Source organism: Cellulomonas sp. S1-8 (assembly GCF_026184235.1).
GTDB lineage: Bacteria > Actinomycetota > Actinomycetes > Actinomycetales > Cellulomonadaceae > Cellulomonas.
Genome location: NZ_CP110806.1, coordinates 2,794,695 through 2,812,577 on the forward strand (window position 1 = coordinate 2,794,695; position 17,883 = coordinate 2,812,577).

The window sequence follows — 17,883 nt, forward strand, 5'->3', positions numbered from 1 at the left end:
TGCGATGAGGCCATCCCCGGTGTATCTGTCTTCGCTCGCGGCAGCCGCGCGTCGTGCCCGGCCGCTGGACGTCAGCGTCGTCGGCGCGCGCGGATTCATCGGGTCGCACGTCTGCCGGGCGCTGGAGCAGCGCGGCCACGTCGTCCACACGTTCGACCGCTCGCGTCCCGCCACGGGGCCGCAGGGCGTCGACGAGGACATCCTCGCCTCGGACCACGTGGTGTGGGCCGCCTCCAGCATCAACCCGATGATCGCCGAGCACGACCCGGGCCGCGTCGCCCTGGACATCGAGGCGTTCACGAGCTTCCTCGACCTGCTGGCGCAGGCTCCGACGCGCCCCCGGACGGTCCTGCTCAGCTCGGGCGGCACGGTGTACGACCAGAGCGTCGAGCCGCCGTACGCCGAGACCTCCCCCGTCGGCCCCGAGTGCGCCTACGGCCGCGCGAAGCTGCTCATCGAGCAGGAGCTGATGCGGGCTGCGCCGGGCTCGATGATCCTGCGGGTGGCCAACGCCTACGGCCCGGGGCAGCCGGTCGCGCCCGGTCAGGGCGTCATCAGCCACTGGCTGCACGCCGCGGCCGCGGGTCAGGAGCTCCACGTCTTCGGTGACCCCCGGGCGGCGCGCGACTACGTCCACGTGGACGACCTCGCGGAGGCGGTGGTGCGCGCGGTCGAGGTCACGGACCCCGCCCCCCACGTCCTCAACGTCGGTTCGGGCCGGCCCACCAGCCTGGGTACGCTGCTGGACGTGATCAGCGATGTCGTCGGCGCCGACGTGGTCAACGTCCGGCACCACCCCGTACGTGACTTCGACGGCCGCACCACCTGGTTGGACTGCGCGCAGGCGACCCGGACCCTGGGCTGGGTGGCCGGGACCTCGCTGGACGACGGCATCCGCGGGACGTGGGCCTCCGTCGTCGCCGACCGGACCGCCTCCGGGGGCGGTGACGCATCAGCGACGCCGGTACTCCCCGGTCCGACGGTGGGAACCGCCTCGTGACGTTCGACCTCGCCGCCCTCGGGTACCGCCGCGCGGCCCGCACCGCCCTGTGGTCGCCGCAGGGAGCCCCGGACTTCGGCTACAACGACGGCGACGAGCACGAGACGTGGGTCGCCGACGTCGTGCGGTCCGCGAAGGACACCAGCAGCGGGTCCCGGGAGCTCGAGGCGGGCATCCGCGACTGGCCGTCGCTGTACCACCTCAGCCACCAGCGCGGGAACCTCGTGCGCCCGCTGCTGCCCGCGTTGCGCGGACCGGTGCTGGAGCTCGGCGCCGGGACGGGCGCGATCACGCGGGTCCTCGGCGAGCACGGCCTGGACGTCGTGGCCGTCGAGGGGTCACCGCGTCGGGCGGCCATCGCGGCCGACCGCTGCCGCGACCTGCCGAACGTCCAGGTGGTCGCCGACACCGTCCAGGGGTTCGGCCACCCGGCGCGGTTCGCCACGGTGGTCATGGTCGGCGTCCTGGAGTACGCCCGCATGTTCGGCTTCGAGACGACGGACACGGATCCCGTGGACGTCATGCTCGAGCACGTCGCACGGCTCCTGCTGCCCGACGGCGAGCTGGTCGTCGCGATCGAGAACCAGCTCGGGCTGAAGTACTTCGCCGGCTTCCCCGAGGACCACCTGGGCCAGGCCATGGCGGGCGTCGAGGACCGGTACGGGTCGGCGACCGCCGTGACGTTCGGTCGGCAGGAGCTGGGGGCGCGGCTGCGCGGCGCGGGTCTCGTGGAGCAGCGCTGGCTGTTCCCGTTCCCCGACTACAAGCTGCCGACCACGGTCGTCACCGAGCGCGCGCTCGACCCGGCGTCGGGGTTCGACGCCACCCCCCTGCTCGTCGCCACGGGCGGCGGGGACCACCAGGAGCCGGAGACGACCTCGTTCGACCTGCGCCGCGCCTGGGGCCCCGTGCACCGCAACGACCTGGTGCCGGACCTGTCGAACTCGTTCCTCGTCCGCGCCTCCGTGGCAGCGCTCCCCGAGCCGTCGACGCTCGCCTGGTACTACGGCTCGGGCGCGCGCCGGCCGGAGTTCCGCAAGGTCACCGAGTTCGTCGCCGGCGACGGCCGCGTCGACGTCCTGCGCCGCCGTGCCGAGCCCGACCTGCGGGACACCGTCCGTGACGTGCAGCTCGTGTGCGAGGACGAGCCGTACGCGCCCGTCCCCCCGTGGACCGCCGAGCTCGCCGACCGGCTCGCGCGGCCCGGCTGGACGTCCGCCGCGGTCGTGGAGTGGTTCGGGCCCTGGCTCGACGCGATCCGGACGTACGCCGGCCTGCCCGCGGGGTCGACCGATCTCGACGCCGAGGTGCCGGGTCACCTCGTCGATGCGCTGCCGCGCAACCTGCTGAGCGGGACCGGGCGGTTCATCGACCTCGAGTGGCGCGCCCTGGTCCCGCCGACCTTGGGCTGGGTCCTGTTCCGTGCGCTGTACGACAGCCTGGCCGCGCTCGGGCCCGTGGCGCCCCCGGAAGGCCCGCCGCCGACCGTCGGGGACCTCGTCCGGGAGGTCGCCGCGGCCCACGGGTTCGTGCTCGACGAGGCACGCCTGACGTCCTGGTGGGACCTCGAGGTCACCTTCCAGTCCGTCGTCCAGGGCACGGTCGTGCGGGTCCCGGTCGACGACGCCCTGGACGTCGCCCTGCGCATCGCCCCGTCGCACGCGGCGCTGGCGCCCACGCCGGCGCCCGCCGTCGAGCCGCTCGTCCCGCCGGCGCTCGAGACCGAGCTCCGCGAGGAGATCGAGGCCCGTGGCCGCGAGCTCGACCGGCTCCGCGGGGTCGCCGAGCTCGCCGGGTCGGAGATCAGCCGCGCGGGCGAGGCGCGCGAACGCCTCGCGAGCGCGTTCGGGCGGCTCGAGCGGGACGCCGAGGTCCTGCGCCGGGAGGCGACCGACGGCGCGCAGCGGCTCGCGTCCGCCCAGCGCGACGCCGACGTCCTGAGGGCGGAGCTCGACGCCTACGTCCACACCCTGTCGTGGCGAGTGACGTGGCCGCTGCGGGCTGCGCGAGGACGTGCGGCACGGACGCGGCACGCCATGGCCCGCCGCATGCAGCTCCGTCGGGGCGGCACGACGCCCACGGCGTCCGGGGCAGGCGTGCCGGGCGGTGCACCGGCGCCCGAGCGGACCTGGCGGCGCCGCGCGACGGACGTCGACGGACCGGCCGTCGTGGCCCCGGGCGCCGGGCACGCGCCGGACGTCGCGGTCCCCGAGCCGGACCTGACCTACTACCGCCGCCGCAACGACGACCTGCGCCACCTGGACGACGCCGAGCTCCGCCGGCACTTCACCGCGTTCGGGCGTGCGGAGGGGCGGCGCGGCCACTCGCTCCTCGACACCGCCCGGATCACGGAGAACGGGTTCGCCCCCGGTCGCGAGCGCATGCTGCTCCTGCTGCACGAGGCCACCCGCACGGGCGCGCCGGTGCTGGGCTGGAACCTCCTCAACTCCTTCTCGGAGCAGCGCGACGTCGTCGTGGTGCTCCTGCAGGGCGGGGACCTCTCGCAAGAGATCGAGCGTGCCGCCGCCGCGACCGTGACGCTCGTCGAGGCCGACCCGTGGCACCCTGCGGAGGCGCAGATCCTCGCGGAGCAGCTGGTCGAGCGCTTCGGACCCACGTGGGCCCTGGCGAACTCGGCCGCGACCCACCCGCTCGCCCCCGCGCTCGAGGCCACCGGGGTCCCGGTCGTGGCCCTGGTGCACGAGTTCCCCTCGAGCATGCGCCCGGAGGGCGTGCTGGGCGCGTTGTTCGCCACGGTGTCCGAGGTCGTCTTCTCGGCGCCGATCGTGGCCGACTCCATGCGCCGCGAGTACGCCGACCTGATCGCCCGTCCCCATCACGTCATCCCGCAGGGGCAGTCGCTGCTGCCCGCGGGCAGCGACACCGACCGCGCCCCACGGCCCATGCGTCGCGGGTCCGACGGCGTCGAGACCGAGCTGCCGGAGCACGCGCTGGCCGACCTGCTCGCGGACCTCGACGCCTCGACGGTCCTCGTCGTCGGGGCCGGCACGATCTCACCCCGCAAGGGCGTCGAGTTCTTCGTCCAGACCGCCGACCAGGTGCGCCGCTCGGGGGGCGAGCGGGAGGTGCGGTTCGCCTGGATCGGCGACCGCCACCCGTCGCTGAACTGGTACGTGGACGAGCTGCACGAGCAGGTGCGGCGCAGCGGGGCCGACGACGTCGTGTCGTTCCTGGCCCCCACGTCGGACCTCACGCCGCTGTACGAGCGCGCCGACCTGTTCTTCCTCTCGTCCCGCCTCGACCCCCTGCCGAACGTGACGATCGACGCCGCGCTGTCCGGCACGCCGATCGTCGCGTTCGACGGTGCGAGCGGCTTCGCCGAGTGGCTGGGCAAGGACGACCTGCTCCGGGAGCTCGTCGTGCCGCACCTCGACACCGCGACGGCCGCCGCCACCATCCGCCGGCTCGCCGACGACGCCGAGGGGCGCCTGACCTACGGGGACCGCCTGCGGGCGGCGGCGGCTCCCGCGTTCGACATGGCGGCCTACACCGCCCGCCTCGCCGAGCTCGGAGGCGAGGCCCGCGCCGCGCACGAGCAGGAGCAGCGCGACGTGGCGGCACTCGTCGAGTCGGGTGCGTTCGACGCCCACCTGTACGGCGGGGCCGGCCGCGACGCCGACCCCCTTGCGCTCCTGCAGGAGTACGTCCACCGCTCCCGGCTGACGGCGCCACGGGCGCGGCCCCGCACCGGACTGCTCGTGCGCCGCCCGGCCGAGGGGTTCCACCCCCTCGTGTACGCCGAGCAGTCGCCCGACTACGTCGAGGCGCGGGATGGCGACCCGTTCGTCGACTACCTGCGCCGGGGACGCCCGGACGGCCCGTGGGCGCTGCCGGTCGTCCGACCGTCCGCCTCCCCTGCGGCCACCGACCTGCGGGTCCTCGTGCACGGGCACTTCCACTACCCCGAGCTGGTGGACGAGCTGCTCGAGCGCATGGGCGGCAACGCCCAGCAGGTCGACCTGCGGCTGAGCACGACGTCCGAGCACAAGGAGATCGACCTGCGCCGCAGGCTCGAGCGGGCCGGGGCCGAGCGGTGGCAGGTCGACGTCGTCGAGAACCGTGGCCGCGACCTGGCACCCCTGTTCACCGGGCTGGGGCACGACGTGCTCGACGGGTACGACCTCGTCCTGCACGTCCACGGCAAGCGCAGCCCCCACGTCGCGGGGGACGTGGCCGACCGGTGGCGCACCTTCCTGTGGGAGAACCTGGTCGGTGGGAGCGCACGGATGATGGACACGGTCTGCGCGGCGTTCGCGGCGGACGAGCGGCTCGGGCTCGTGGCCCCGGAGGACCCGCACCTCAACGACTGGGACCTCAACCGCGACGAGGGGGAACGGCTCGCCAAGCGCCTCGGGCTGACCACGCCGCTGACCACCCACCTGGACTTCCCCATGGGGGGAATGTTCTGGGCGCGCACGGACGCGTTGCGGCCACTCCTGGACGCGCAGCTGCAGTGGGAGGAGTACCCCGCCGAGCCGCTGCCGATCGACGGGACCATGCTGCACGCCCTGGAGCGGATCATCCCCTTCGCCGTCGAGCAGTCCGGCTACCGGTTCGCCAAGACCTCGGTCCCTGGCGTCAGCCGCTGACACCAGCGCTCGGTACGTCCGTTCCGGTGAATGCGATGCCCGTTGTCACGACGTTCACCGGAACGGGCACGGGAAGGGTCGCCCGCGCCCTATCGTGGGACGCCGCGCGCACGCCGTGCCGCGTGCATCGTCTTGTGTAGGAGGAACTTCGTGCGCTCTCGCACCCTGACCAGGTCGGCCCTGGTCCTCGCCCTCGCCCTCGGGCTCGGTGGCGCCGCCGGCACCACCGCCGTCGCCGCCGAGACACCCACGCTCCAGAAGCTCACCTCCGAGGTCGGGCCCTCCGCCGAGGGCTCGGTCCGGTCCTCGGCCGTCGAGGCCACCCACCTCGGTCAGCCCGACGCGGAGTGGACGACGTTCCGCAACCTCAACATCAGCCGCCTCGGCTGGGGCGCCAACCCGGTCGTCCGCAACGGCAACCTGGACACCGTGGCCTACAACTGGCTGGCCGGCCAGACCTCCACCTACGAGCCGCAGCTCGACCCGAACGTCGAGTCGAAGGTGCCCGCCGGCTCCAACGGCGGCGTGGAGCTCATGTACGTGTGGGAGAACTCCTCCGACATGGACACGTTCCTCCAGCTGGTCGCCGAGGCGCTCGACGCCGACGCGGTCGACGCGAACCTCACCGACTCGGGCATCGCGATCGCGCAGTCGTCCTACGGGCTGTTCGCGTACCTCCTCGTGCTCGAGTACCCCCACAGCACGGCGCAGGCCGGTGAGCTCCCCCTCTACCGGTTCTACAAGCCGAGCGCGGGGACGCACTTCTACTCGACGTCGGCCGCCGAGCGGAACAACGTCATCGGCATGCCCGAGTACCGCTACGAGGGTCTGATCGCCTACATCAAGGGCCCGAACGAGTCGCCGACCTCGACGACGCTGCAGAACCTCAACCGGTTCTACCTGGCCTCGGCCGGCACGCACTTCTACACGTCCTCGCCCGCCGAGTACGCGGCGGTCCTGACCTACCCGCAGTACTCGCTGGACGGCGTCGCGGGGCGCGTCTCCGCCGTCCCCGGCACGGGCCTGACGGCCATGCACCGCTTCTTCCTGCCGCGGTCCGGGACGCACTTCTACACCGCGAACGCCTCCGAGGTGGAGACGGTCAAGGGGATCCCGGGCTACTCGTACGAGGGTGTCGCGTACTACCTGCGCGTCGCCAACTGACCCAGCCCAGCCCCGCCGTCGGGCGCGTCCGCACCACGCGGACGCGCCCGACGGTGCGTCCGGGGGGCTCCGGCAGCGCGATCAGGGTCGATCTGCGCTCTCCGGGTCGACCTGCGCCCGGCGTCGACCCGTCCGGTCAGGGTCGACCGGCGAGCACCTCGTCCGCAGCCACGCGCCAGCGCTCGGCCCAGTCGCCCACGGGGGCCACGCCCGCACGCACGAGCGCCTCGTGGCCGAGCACGGAGTACGCGGGGCGGGGCGCGGGGCGCGCGGCGCCCTCGCTGGTCGTCGGCGCGACGATCGCGGGGTCCATGCCTGCGGCCTCGACCACCGCACGCGCGAACCCGTACCAGGTCGTCTCACCCGACGACGTGCCGTGGTACGTCCCGCTGGGCGCGCCGGCGTCGACGAGGCGCACGACCAGGTCGGCGAGGTCGCGCGTCCACGTCGGCTGACCGCGCTGGTCGTCCACGACCTGCAGGGCGCCGCGCTCGGCAGCCGCCCGGGCGATCGTCCGGGGGAAGCACGGACCGCCGGCACCGTAGAGCCAGGCCGTGCGCACGATCAGGTGGTCGGGCGCCTCCGCGCGCACGGCCCACTCACCGGCGAGCTTGGTCCGGCCGTACGCGGAGCGCGGCGCCGCGGCGTCGTCCTCGCCGTACGGCACGTCCGCGTGGCCGTCGAAGACGTAGTCCGTCGAGATCTGGACCAGGCGCGCGCCGGCGCGGTGCGCCGCGCGCGCGAGGTGCTGCGGACCCACGGCGTTGACGGTGAACGCCGCCGCCTCCTGCGCCTCGGCAGGGTCGACGGCCGTCCAGGCCGCGCAGTTCACGACCACGTCGTGCCCCGCCACCGCCGACCCCACCGCGGCGGGGTCCGTGATGTCGAGGACCTCACGGTCCACGGCGGTGACGTCGTCGCCCCGCGACACCAGGAGGTCGACCACGTCCTGCGCGAGCATCCCCGACGACCCTGCGACCAACCAGCGCACGACTCTCCCACTCTCGACCGTCCCCACCGAGGCGTGAGCCTACCGCCCGCCGTTAGGGTGGGCGCGATACCGACCGATTCGCAGGAGGATCCCCGTGCAGTTCCGCGAGCTCCAGGTGCCCGGCGCCTGGGAGATCACGCCGAAGCAGTTCCCGGACCCCCGTGGGGTCTTCCTCGAGTGGTTCAAGGACGAGGCCTTCGCGGACGCCGTGGGGCACCGTCTGGACCTGCAGCAGGCGAACTGCTCGGTGTCCGCCGCCGGGGTGCTGCGCGGCATCCACTTCGCGGACGTCCCCCCGGGACAGGCCAAGTACGTCACGTGCGCCACGGGTGCGGTGCTCGACGTCGTCGTCGACATCCGCGTCGGCTCCCCGACGTTCGGCCAGTGGGACTCCGTGCTGCTGGACGACGTCGACCGGCGCGCCATCTACCTGTCCGAGGGCCTGGGGCACGCGTTCGTGAGCCTCGAGGACGGCTCGACGGTGATGTACCTGTGCTCGACGGGCTACGCACCGGGCCGGGAGCACGGGATCCACCCGCTGGACCCGGAGATCGGCATCGCGTGGCCGACGACGGACCGCGCCGGGCGTCCGCTCACCCCGCTGCTGTCCGACAAGGACGCGGCGGCCCCCGGCCTCGCCGAGGCGCGCGACGCCGGCCTCCTGCCCGACGCCCACGTCGTCGAGGAGTACGTGCGCAGCCTGCGGGCCTGACACGCCGTCCCGGCGCCCCATCCCGACTGCGGCCGTCCCGGCTGTCACGATGGAGTGACGCCGCGCGCCTGCGCGGCGGGCCTGCGACCGGAACGAGGCGTCATGCGCGGATCCCGACCCAGGGTCGCGCTCCGCGTGACCGCCGCGCTCCTGGCCGGTGTGCTGGTGCCCGCCGCGGGCGTTCCCGTCGCCGCCTCCGCAGTCGCCGCAGCGCCCGAGGCGTCCGACGCGGCTGCCGGCACGACCGCCGAGGCCTCGCGACCGCTGTCCGTGCAGGAGCTCGACCTCACGGGCACGGCCCCGGCGGCCGAGGCCGGCGGCGAGCAGTCCCGCGCGCTGAGCGTTCCGGTCGAGGCGGACGTCCTCACGCAGGAGCTCGACACGGACGCGTTCTCGGTGCTCGGCGTCACCTGGGACGCCGGTCCGACGGGCGTGACCGTCGACTACCGCGTCCGCGTCGACGGGCAGTGGACGGACTGGCAGCAGACCGAGGGCGGGGACGTCGCGGCCGACGACGACCGCGCCGAGTCCGGCCTGGACGACGCCCGTGACGGCACGGACCCGATCGTGGCGGTCGGCGCGGACGGGCTGCAGCTGCGCGCCGACGCGGCCGAGGGCACCGTGACGGGGCTCAAGGCCGTGCTCGTCGACCCGGGCGTCCGGACGACGGACGCGACGACCGTCTCCGCGGTCCCCGTGCCGGGCGCCCCGGCGATGATCGACCGGGCCGGCTGGGGTGCCGACGAGTCGTTGCGCACGTGCTCGCCCGACCTGTCGACCACGGTGCGTGCCGCCGCGGTGCACCACAGCGCCTCGAGCAACTCCTACGGGGCGGCGGACGTCCCGGCCATCATCCGCGGCTTCTACGCCTACCACACGCGCCCCGAGTCGGACGGCGGTCGCGGCTGGTGCGACATCGGCTACAACTTCCTCGTCGACAAGTTCGGCCGGTTGTTCGAGGGGCGCGCGGGCGGCGTGACCGCCTCCGTCGTGGGTGTCCACACCGGCGGCTTCAACAGCCAGACGTTCGGCATCGCCGCCATCGGCGAGTACGGTGCCGCCGGCGTCCCGGACCCGCTCGCGGACGCGCTGGCCTCGCTCATCGCCTGGAAGTTCTCGATCCACGGCATCCGGGCGGGTGTCGACATCTCCATGGTGTCGGGGGGCGGTGCGTCGCGCTTCCCGGCGGGGACCGTGGTCTCGATGTCGACGATCTTCGGGCACCGCGACGCGCAGACCACGTCCTGCCCCGGTCAGAACCTGTACAACCTCCTGCCCTACCTGCGCACGCGCGTCGCCGAGCTCGCCAACGCTGCCGTGGACGTCTCGCCCCGCGGGGTCTGGGACGCGGTGACCACCGGCTCCGGGTCCTTCACGGTCACCGGCTGGGCGCTCGACCCGCAGACGCCCGACCCCATCGTGGTCGAGGTCTGGACCGCCGGCGTGCCGAGCACCGTCCTGGCGGACCTGTCCCGCCCCGACGTCGCCGCCGTCTACCCGGGACTCGGGGACCGCCACGGCTTCCGGCTCGAGGTGCCCGTCGCCGCCGGCAGCTGGCCGGTGTGCCTCGCGGCCGTCAACGTGGCCGACGGCACGACCGTGTCGCTGGGGTGCCGCACCGTGACCGTGCGCAACGCGGCACCCGTCGGCGTCGTCGACGCCGTCGCGGTCAGCGCCACGGGGGTCGTGGTGACGGGGTGGACGCTCGACCCCGACTCGTCCGCCTCGACGCAGGCGCACATCTACATCGGCGGCGTCGGGGTCGCGGTCGCGGCCGACCTGTCGCGGCCGGACATCGCGGCCGTCTACGGCAAGGGCGACCGCCACGGCTTCCGGCACGAGCGCGCGCTCCCGGTCGGCGAGCACGAGGTGTGCACCTTCGGCACCGACGCGGGCAGCGGCCCCGCGACGCTGCTCGACTGCCGCCGCGTCGTCGTCGGCACACCCGTCCCCCGCACCCCGCCGGTCGGGGCGATCGACGCCCTGACCGCGACCAACTCGACCATCACGGTCTCCGGCTGGACGTTCGACCCCGACACCCCGGGGCCCACGCAGGTGCACGTCTACATCGACGGCGTCGGGGTGGCGCTGCCGGCGAACCGGTCACGCCCGGACGTCGCCGCGGCATACCAGCGCGACGGTCGCACCGGGTACCGCCACACCGCGGACGCCGCCCCGGGCAGCCACGCCGTCTGCGTGCACGGCATCAACACCGGGCAGGGCAACCACACGCTGCTCGGCTGCCGGACGGTCGTGGTGCCAGACGTGGCACCGATCGGTGTGCTCGAGCAGGTCGTCCCCGACAACACCGGGTTCACGCTGGGCGGGTGGACCCTGGACACCGACACCCCGAACCGGACGACGCAGGTCCACGTGTACGTGGACGGGGTCGGCGTCGCGCTGCAGGCGGACCGGTCACGGCCGGACGTCGCCGCGGCGTACGGGTCGGGTGCGGCCCGCGGCTTCTCCCACCGGGTCGCCGCCCGACCCGGCCCGCACGCGCTGTGCGTCTACGCGATCAACACCGCCGCCGCCGGACCCCACACGCTGCTGCAGTGCCGCACCGTCGTGGTCCCCGACCGACGGCCCCTGGGCGTGGTCGACTCCGTGACGGTGGCGCGCGGCGCCGTGACCGTGCGGGGCTGGGCCTTCGACCCGGACACCCCCCGCGCGACCGCGCCGGTGCACGTCTACGTCGACGGCGTCGGTCACGCCGTCGTGGCGGACCGCTCCCGGCCCGACGTCGGCGCGGTGTACGGCGGCGTGGGCGACCGGCACGGCCTCGTTGCCACGGTCCCGGCACCGAGCGGGCGACGGCAGGTGTGCACGTTCGCGATCAACACCGTCGGGGGCGACGACCACACCCTGCTGGACTGCCGGGTGGTCCAGGTCCCCTGACGGGTCAGCGCCGCGCGGCGCGCCGGTACGACTCGGCGTGCCGCGCCGCCGACGCCGCCCAGGTGAAGGTCGCGGCCCGCTCGCGGGCCGCGTGCGAGAGCCGGTGGCGCTCGTCCTCGTCCGCCAGCAGCGCGCCGAGCGCGTCCGCGATGGAATCGACGTCCACGTCGCAGTACGCGACGGCGTCGCCGCCGACCTCCGCGAGGGACAGCTCGCGCGTCGTCAGCACCGCGGCGCCGCAGGCCATCGCCTCGAGCACCGGCAGCCCGAAGCCCTCACCCTTGCTCGGGTAGGCCACGACCTCGGCGCCGGACAGGTAGCCCGCGAGGTCATCGAACGCGAGGTAGCCCGGGCGCAGCAGGGTCAGACCCGCCGGGACGGCGGCGACCGCCGGGTCGACCTCGGTGTCCCAGCCGCGTCCCCCGGCCAGCACGAGCGCCGGGGGGTCCGGTGTGCCCGCGCACACGCGCACCCAGGCACGCACCAGCGCGGGGACGTTCTTGCGGGGCTCGAGCGTGCCGAGGAACGCCACCCAGCGCCGCCCCTCCAGCCCGAGGACGCGCGCCACACGCTCCCGCTCCGGTGCGTCGACCTGGCGGAACGCCTCGGCGTCGACACCGTGCGCCGCGACGACGATCGCGTCGCCGTCGGCGGACGTCACGCGCGCCACCTCGCGGCGCGTCGCCTGCGACGGCACGACCAGGACGGCGGCCCGCCGCGCGGCGATGCGGATCCAGGTGCGGAAGAACCGGCCCTTGAGCGCGGAGTGCAGCTCGGGGTGGCTGAAGAACGTGGCATCGTGCAGCGTCACCACCACGGGCCGACGCGTGAGCAGCGGCATCGTGTAGTGCGGGCTGTGGACGACGTCCGCACCGACGCGACGGGCCAGCACCGGCAGGGCGACCTGCTCCCACACCAGGCGCACGGGTCGGGACCGCACCGACGCCGGAGCGGCGATCACGCGCGCACCGGCCAGCCGGTCGCGCAGCTGCGCCACGTCGCGCTGCTGCGCGACGACGACGAGGTCGATGCCCGCGGCTGCGAGCTCCGGCAACAGGTCGTCGAGGTAGCGTCCGACGCCACCCCGGTCCGGCGGCACCGCCGTCGCGTCGACCAGGACCCGCACCCGACGTCCGTCCGCCACCGACAGCCTCCGACCTCTCACCCGTACCCGAGAGCGCACCCGTACCCGTCGCGCATCCGTGCCCACCGCAGGCCCACCGCATACCCGCCGGACACCCACCGCCTGCCGGCAGGTGCCCGCCGCACGCACGGCGGCGACCCTCCGCCGACGCGCCAGCCTACGGGCTGCGCTGCCCCGTCCCGGTCGCTTCGGCGTGCCGTAGGCTCGTCCACCGTGTCGGTGAGCAGCGCGGACGTCCTCGACGTGGCCATGGTCGTCGAGCAGTGCTGGCAGCCGGTGCCCGGTGGGTCGGCGACCTACGTCGTCGAGCTCACGCGTGCCCTGGGGCGTCGTGACGACGTCCGGGTGACCGGCGTCCGCGCGGCCCACCGGTCTCCCCCACCCGCCGACGTGCGCCCCGACGTGCCGACGCGCGCGATCCCGCTGCCGCGGGCCGCGCTCTACGAGGCGTGGCAGCGCACGACCCTGCCCCGCGCCGAGTGGGCCGTGCGTGGCGCGCAGGTGGTGCACGCCCCGACGTGGGCGGTGCCGGGCACGGCGCGTCCGCTCGTCGTGACCGTCCACGACCTGGCGTTCCTGGACGACCCCACGCACTTCACGCCGCGCGGCAACGCGTACTTCCGTCGCGCGCTCACGCGGACGCGCGAGCAGGCCGCCGCCGTCGTCGTCCCGTCCCGCGCGACCGCCGACGCCCTCCTGCAGCACGGGGTCGGCATCGACCGCGTGCACGTCGTGCCGCACGGCGTGCGGGTGCCGCAGGTCGCCGCCGCCCAGGTGGCGCAGGTGCGCGCACGGCTCGGTCTCGACCGTGACTACCTGCTGTGGGCGGGCACCCTGGAGCCCCGCAAGAACGTGGGACGGCTCGTCGCCGCGTGGTCGGACCTGCCCGCACCGGCGCCCGACCTGGTCCTCGTCGGTCCGACCGGCTGGGGCGACGTCCGCGTGCCCGACACCGCGCCCCCCGGCGCCCGCGTCCACCTGACGGGGAGGCTCGACGCGGCGGACCTGCACGCGCTCTACGCGGGGGCGACCGCGTTCGCGTTCCCCTCCCTGCGGGAGGGCTTCGGCATGCCGGTCCTCGAGGCGATGGCGCACGGCTGCCCCGTGCTGACGTCGGCTGGCACCGCGTGCGCCGAGGTCGCGGGCGACGCGGCGGTGCTCGTGGACCCGCTCGACGTCGACGCCCTGGCCGCGGGCCTGCGCGAGGTGCTGGCGGCGGGGACGGACCTCGGGCGGCGAGGAGCCGCCCATGCCGCGGCGTTCACCTGGGACGCGTCCGCCGACGCGCACACCGCGGTGTACCGCCAGGCGGCCGCCGGGCGGCGGCGCCCCCGGGCCTGACCCGCCCCGGGCCCGACCGGTCCGCCCGCGCGTCAGGCGGTGGCGCTCCCGGTCCCCTGGCGCAGCTCGTCGGGCACGTCGGTGGGCAGCCCGGCGGCGGCCATCCGGCGCCGCGCCACGACCGCGGTGAGCGCGGCGAGACCGGCGACGGTGAGGTCCCCGACGGTGAAGACGAGCCGCGACGCGACCGCGACCCCGGTCGCCGACCCGACGGACATCATCGTGGCGAGCGCGGCGACCAGGACCGCCTCGCGGACCCCGACGCCCGACGGCAGGAACACCGCGAACAGCCCGGCCGTGAAGCCGAGGGCGATCGCGCCGGCGCACAGCAGGAGCGCCTCCGGGCCGGGGTCGACGAGCGAGTTGGCCAGCAGCCACAGGTGCACCCCGAACAGCAGGTACGACAGCAGGGCCCAGCCCAGGGAGCGACCCACCACGCCGACGCGCAGCGTGTGGTCGAGCGGGGGCTTGCGGAGCAGCCGGAAGATCGCGGACGCGAGCCACGTCATGACCCGCGGGTGCAGGCACACCAGGCCGACGGGGAGCAGCGCGAAGAGCCAGAGCAGCTCGCGGTGCTCCCCGGCGAGCACCGGGAGGGCCGCGAGCCCCAGCACCAGCGACGCGACGACGCCGACGCCGGCGGCGAACAGGCTCGTGGCGAAGACCCGCGCGCGTGCGACACCGTGCCGCCGCCCGATCTCCATCTGCAGGAGGTACGCCCAGACGGACCCGGGCACGTACTTCCCGAGCTGGCCCACCAGGCAGATCTGCGCGCCGCGCGCGATCCCGACGCGCGGGCCGAGGTCGTCCAGGAGGGTCTGCCAGCTCATGGTGCCGGCCACGAGCCCCAGGATGACGCAGACGAACGACAGCACGGCGGCCAGGGGGTGGACCGAGACCAGGGCCTCGCGGACCTCGGTCCACTGCCGGACGACCTGCCAGCCGGCGGCGACCAGCACCAGGACGATGAGCGCCCAGCGGGCCGTCGTGATGAGGGCGGCACGGCGCGAGGCCGGCGGCACCGCGGGGTCGCCCGTGGGGGGGACGTCCGCGGGCTCGGGGCGCGCTGTCGTGGTCATCGGATCCGCTTCTCGTCCCTGCGCTCTCAGCGTGCTACCGCGTGCGCCTCGTCCCACCTCGCGAACACCTCTCTCAGCACGCCGAGCAGCTCCGGCTCCGGCGGGCGACCCAGAGCATAGGCGCGCTCAACCTCGGCGATCGCCTCCTCCGGCACGCCCTGGCGCTGCATCCCCACGACGTTCGCCCCGCGCACGCGTGCGGGGTTGCCGTACACCTTGGCGTAGGGGGCGACGTCGCGGCTGACGACCGCACCCATGCCCACCATCGCGCCCGGTCCGACGACCCTGCGCTGGTGGACGAGCGCACCGAGGCCGAGGCCGGCCCGGGCGCCCACGACGACGTGGCCGCCGAGCGCCGTGCCCGATGCGAGGGTCACGCCGTCGGCGAGCCGGCAGTCGTGGGCGACGTAGGCGCGGTTCATGAGGAAGCAGTCGTCCCCGACCTCGGTGACCGACTGCCACCCCTGGTGGATCACGACCTGCTCGCGCACCAGGGTGCGGTCACCGATGACGACGCCCCCGCCGCCGCCGCCCGTCAGCCACTGCGCGGGGTGGTCGACGCCACGCACCTCCGGCGGTGCGCCGATGGTCGCACCGGAGCCGAACCAGTTGTCGTCCCCGATCCGCACGGGACCGAGGATCACGACGTACGGGCCGATGACGTTGCCCTGACCGAGCTCCACCTCGTCACCTATCACAGCCGATGGGTGGATCGTGTTTCGGCCGTGTGTCGTCGTCGTCACGAAGGGATCGTACCCAGAACCCGTCCGGACGCCCGCAAGGCCCCTCGACGGCGGTTCTGCGGCTGGTACGGTCGTCCGCGGTCGACAGCCCCACCCACAGCACGAGGAACCCCGTGATCCCCATCTCCTCCGTCGACCTCGGCCCTGCGGTCGAGGCCGAGGTCCTCAAGGTCCTGCGCTCGGGCATGATCGCGCAGGGCCCCGTCGTCGCCGAGTTCGAGCGCCGCTTCGCCGAGCTGACGGGTGTGCGGCACGCCGTCGCCGTCAACAACGGCACCACCGCGCTCGTCGCCGCGCTGCAGGTCCTGGACCTGCAGGAGGGCGACGAGGTGCTGACGACGCCGTTCACGTTCGTCGCGACCCTCAACGCGATCCTCGAGGCCGGCGCGACCGCGACGTTCGCGGACATCGGCGAGGACGACTTCAACCTGGACGTCACAGCTGCGGCCGCCGCCGTCACCGACCGCACCGCCGTGCTCATGCCGGTGCACCTGTACGGGCAGACGGTGGACGCGGGCGCGTTCCGCGCGCTCGCCGACGGCCGCGGGCTCGCGCTCGTCGAGGACTCGGCGCAGTCGCACGGCGCCACGTTCGAGGGACGCGTCGCGGGCAGCTTCGGCGTCGGCTGCTTCTCGTTCTACGGCACCAAGAACCTCACCACGGGTGAGGGCGGCATCATCACGACCGACGACGACACGCTCGCGGACCGGCTGCGCGTGCTGCGCAACCAGGGCATGCGGGCGCGGTACCAGTACGAGGTCGCGGGCCACAACTACCGCCTGACGGACCTGCAGGCCGCGGTCGTCCTGCCGCAGCTCGACCGCTACGCCGCGACGGTCGCGCGGCGCCGGGCGAACGCCGCCCGGCTCGCCGCGGGCCTGGCCGACGTGCCCGGGCTCGTCGTGCCGCGCGAGCTGCCGGGGCGCGGACACGTCTGGCACCAGTTCACGGTCCGGCTCACGCCGGACGCCCCCGTCGACCGCGACGAGTTCGTGGCCCGCCTCACCGAGGCCGGCATCGGCAACGGCATCTACTACCCGCGCCTGGTCTTCGACTACGACTGCTACCGCGACCACCCGCGCGTGCGCGTCGGGGACGTCCCGGTCGCGGAGCGCATCGTCCGCGAGGTCGTCTCCCTGCCGGTCCACCCGAAGGTGACCGACGCGGACGTCGACACGATCGTCACCGCCGTCCGCAGCATCCTGGGGGCATGACCATGGCCGCGCCGCTCGCCGTCCTGCTCGTCGGTGCCGGGTCGATGGGCTCGCTGCACGCACGCGTCACGTCGCAGAACGAGGGCACGCGCCTCGTGACCGTCGTCGACCCGCGCGCCGAGATCGGCGCAGCCCTGGCGGAGCGCCTCGGCGCGTCGTGGCGCCCGGAGCTCGGCTCGCTCGACGGGATCGACGCCGTGATCGTCGCGGCGGCGACCGAGGCGCACGGCCCCCTGGCCCGGCAGGTGCTCGAGGCCGGTGTGCCGCTCCTCGTCGAGAAGCCGGTGACCCCGACGCTGGACGAGACGCGCGCGGTCCTCGACCTCTCGCGAGAGCGCGGCGTGCCGATGATGTGCGGGCTGCTCGAGCGGTACAACCCCGCCGTCGTCACCGCGCGGTCGATCGTCCAGGCCCCGGTGCACGTCACCGCGACGCGCCACTCCCCCTACGCCCCGCGCATCCGCACCGGCGTGGCGTGGGACCTCCTGGTCCACGACGTCGACCTCGCCATGCAGTTCCTGCCCGGGGACGTCGACCAGGTCGAGGCGGTCGTCGGGCAGTTCCACCCGTCGTCGCTCCCGGGCGCGGAGGACGTCGTGCAGGCGTCGTTGAAGTTCTCCCAGGGCGGTGTCGCGTCGGTGTCGGCGAGCCGCGTCGGGCAGAAGAAGGTCCGCGAGCTCGTGATCCACGAGCTCGACCGCATGGTCGAGATCGACCTGCTGCGGCGCGGCGTGACGGTGTACCACCACGTCGCCGCCGAGGCGTCCGACGAGGGCCGCGGGTACCGCCAGCAGACGGTCATCGAGATCCCCGAGATGACGACGTCGCGGGAGCCGCTCGCGGCCCAGCTCGACCGGTTCGTCGCCCTCGTGCGCGGCGAGGTCGACGCGGACGCCGAGCGCGACTCGATCCTGCCGTCGCACTCGGTCGTCGCGCGGGTCAAGGAGGCGGCGGCCGCCGTCCCGGCGTGACGTCGGTGCGCTGAGC

Annotated in this window: 12 protein-coding genes; 8 read left to right on the forward strand and 4 right to left on the reverse strand. The window is 74.6% G+C overall.

The window, feature by feature from the left end; all coding sequences use genetic code 11:
• Window positions 1-4 precede the first annotated feature (4 nt).
• From OKX07_RS12565 to OKX07_RS12575, 3 genes are all read left to right on the forward strand, one after another.
• Window positions 5-1,000 (forward strand): NAD-dependent epimerase/dehydratase family protein, encoded by a 996-nt coding sequence (locus OKX07_RS12565; protein WP_265628401.1) that lies wholly within the window; start codon window positions 5-7, stop codon window positions 998-1,000.
• Window positions 997-5,610, forward strand: coding sequence for a rhamnan synthesis F family protein (locus tag OKX07_RS12570; RefSeq protein WP_265628402.1), 4,614 nt, complete (start codon window positions 997-999; stop codon window positions 5,608-5,610). Before OKX07_RS12565 ends, OKX07_RS12570 begins: the two co-directional genes overlap by 4 nt.
• 150 nt (window positions 5,611-5,760) lie before the next feature.
• The gene (locus OKX07_RS12575) at window positions 5,761-6,774 is read left to right on the forward strand and encodes a hypothetical protein (protein ID WP_265628403.1); all 1,014 of its coding nucleotides are present in this window, start codon (window positions 5,761-5,763) and stop codon (window positions 6,772-6,774) included.
• Window positions 6,775-6,910: 136 nt separating this feature from the next.
• On the opposite strand, the gene rfbD is transcribed toward OKX07_RS12575, so the two are convergent.
• A complete protein-coding gene (gene rfbD, locus OKX07_RS12580; RefSeq protein WP_265628404.1) occupies window positions 6,911-7,765 on the reverse strand; it encodes a dTDP-4-dehydrorhamnose reductase in 855 nt (284 codons plus the stop codon).
• Between the two features lie 94 nt (window positions 7,766-7,859).
• On the opposite strand from rfbD, the gene OKX07_RS12585 reads away from it, so the two are divergent.
• Window positions 7,860-8,477 carry a dTDP-4-dehydrorhamnose 3,5-epimerase family protein gene (locus OKX07_RS12585; RefSeq protein WP_265628405.1) on the forward strand — a complete coding sequence of 206 codons (618 nt, stop codon included), beginning with the start codon at window positions 7,860-7,862 and terminating at the stop codon, window positions 8,475-8,477.
• 135 nt (window positions 8,478-8,612) lie between these two features.
• Window positions 8,613-11,375, forward strand: coding sequence for an N-acetylmuramoyl-L-alanine amidase (locus tag OKX07_RS12590; RefSeq protein WP_265628406.1), 2,763 nt, complete (start codon window positions 8,613-8,615; stop codon window positions 11,373-11,375).
• Between the two features lie 4 nt (window positions 11,376-11,379).
• Here the strand turns inward: OKX07_RS12590 and OKX07_RS12595 are convergent, their stop codons facing one another.
• Window positions 11,380-12,519, reverse strand: coding sequence for a glycosyltransferase family 4 protein (locus OKX07_RS12595; protein ID WP_265628407.1), 1,140 nt, complete (start codon window positions 12,517-12,519; stop codon window positions 11,380-11,382).
• Window positions 12,520-12,732: 213 nt separating this feature from the next.
• On the opposite strand from OKX07_RS12595, the gene OKX07_RS12600 reads away from it, so the two are divergent.
• Entirely contained in the window at window positions 12,733-13,860 is a 1,128-nt protein-coding gene (locus OKX07_RS12600; protein ID WP_265628408.1) for a glycosyltransferase family 4 protein, read from the forward strand.
• Window positions 13,861-13,892: 32 nt separating this feature from the next.
• On the opposite strand, the gene OKX07_RS12605 is transcribed toward OKX07_RS12600, so the two are convergent.
• Window positions 13,893-14,939: a lysylphosphatidylglycerol synthase transmembrane domain-containing protein gene (locus OKX07_RS12605; protein WP_265628409.1), complete on the reverse strand. Its 1,047-nt coding sequence runs from the start codon at window positions 14,937-14,939 to the stop codon at window positions 13,893-13,895.
• 26 nt (window positions 14,940-14,965) lie between these two features.
• Complete coding sequence (locus OKX07_RS12610; protein ID WP_322746781.1) at window positions 14,966-15,622, reverse strand: acyl-ACP--UDP-N- acetylglucosamine O-acyltransferase; 657 nt, start codon at window positions 15,620-15,622, stop codon at window positions 14,966-14,968.
• Between the two features lie 173 nt (window positions 15,623-15,795).
• Between OKX07_RS12610 and OKX07_RS12615 the strand changes: the two genes are divergently transcribed.
• Both OKX07_RS12615 and OKX07_RS12620 read left to right on the forward strand, forming a co-directional pair.
• The gene (locus OKX07_RS12615; protein ID WP_265628411.1) at window positions 15,796-16,896 is read left to right on the forward strand and encodes a DegT/DnrJ/EryC1/StrS family aminotransferase; all 1,101 of its coding nucleotides are present in this window, start codon (window positions 15,796-15,798) and stop codon (window positions 16,894-16,896) included.
• Window positions 16,893-17,867 carry a Gfo/Idh/MocA family protein gene (locus tag OKX07_RS12620; protein ID WP_265628412.1) on the forward strand — a complete coding sequence of 325 codons (975 nt, stop codon included), beginning with the start codon at window positions 16,893-16,895 and terminating at the stop codon, window positions 17,865-17,867. The genes OKX07_RS12615 and OKX07_RS12620 overlap by 4 nt, the downstream gene beginning before the upstream one ends.
• The last annotated feature ends 16 nt before the right edge of the window (window positions 17,868-17,883 follow it).

Coding starts and splice junctions, on each gene's coding strand:
- OKX07_RS12565 (WP_265628401.1), top strand. CDS start 5: ATGAGGCCATCCCCGGTGTATCTGTCTTCGCTCGCGGCAGCCGCGCGT.
- OKX07_RS12605 (WP_265628409.1), bottom strand. CDS start 14,939: ATGACCACGACAGCGCGCCCCGAGCCCGCGGACGTCCCCCCCACGGGC.
- OKX07_RS12620 (WP_265628412.1), top strand. CDS start 16,893: ATGACCATGGCCGCGCCGCTCGCCGTCCTGCTCGTCGGTGCCGGGTCG.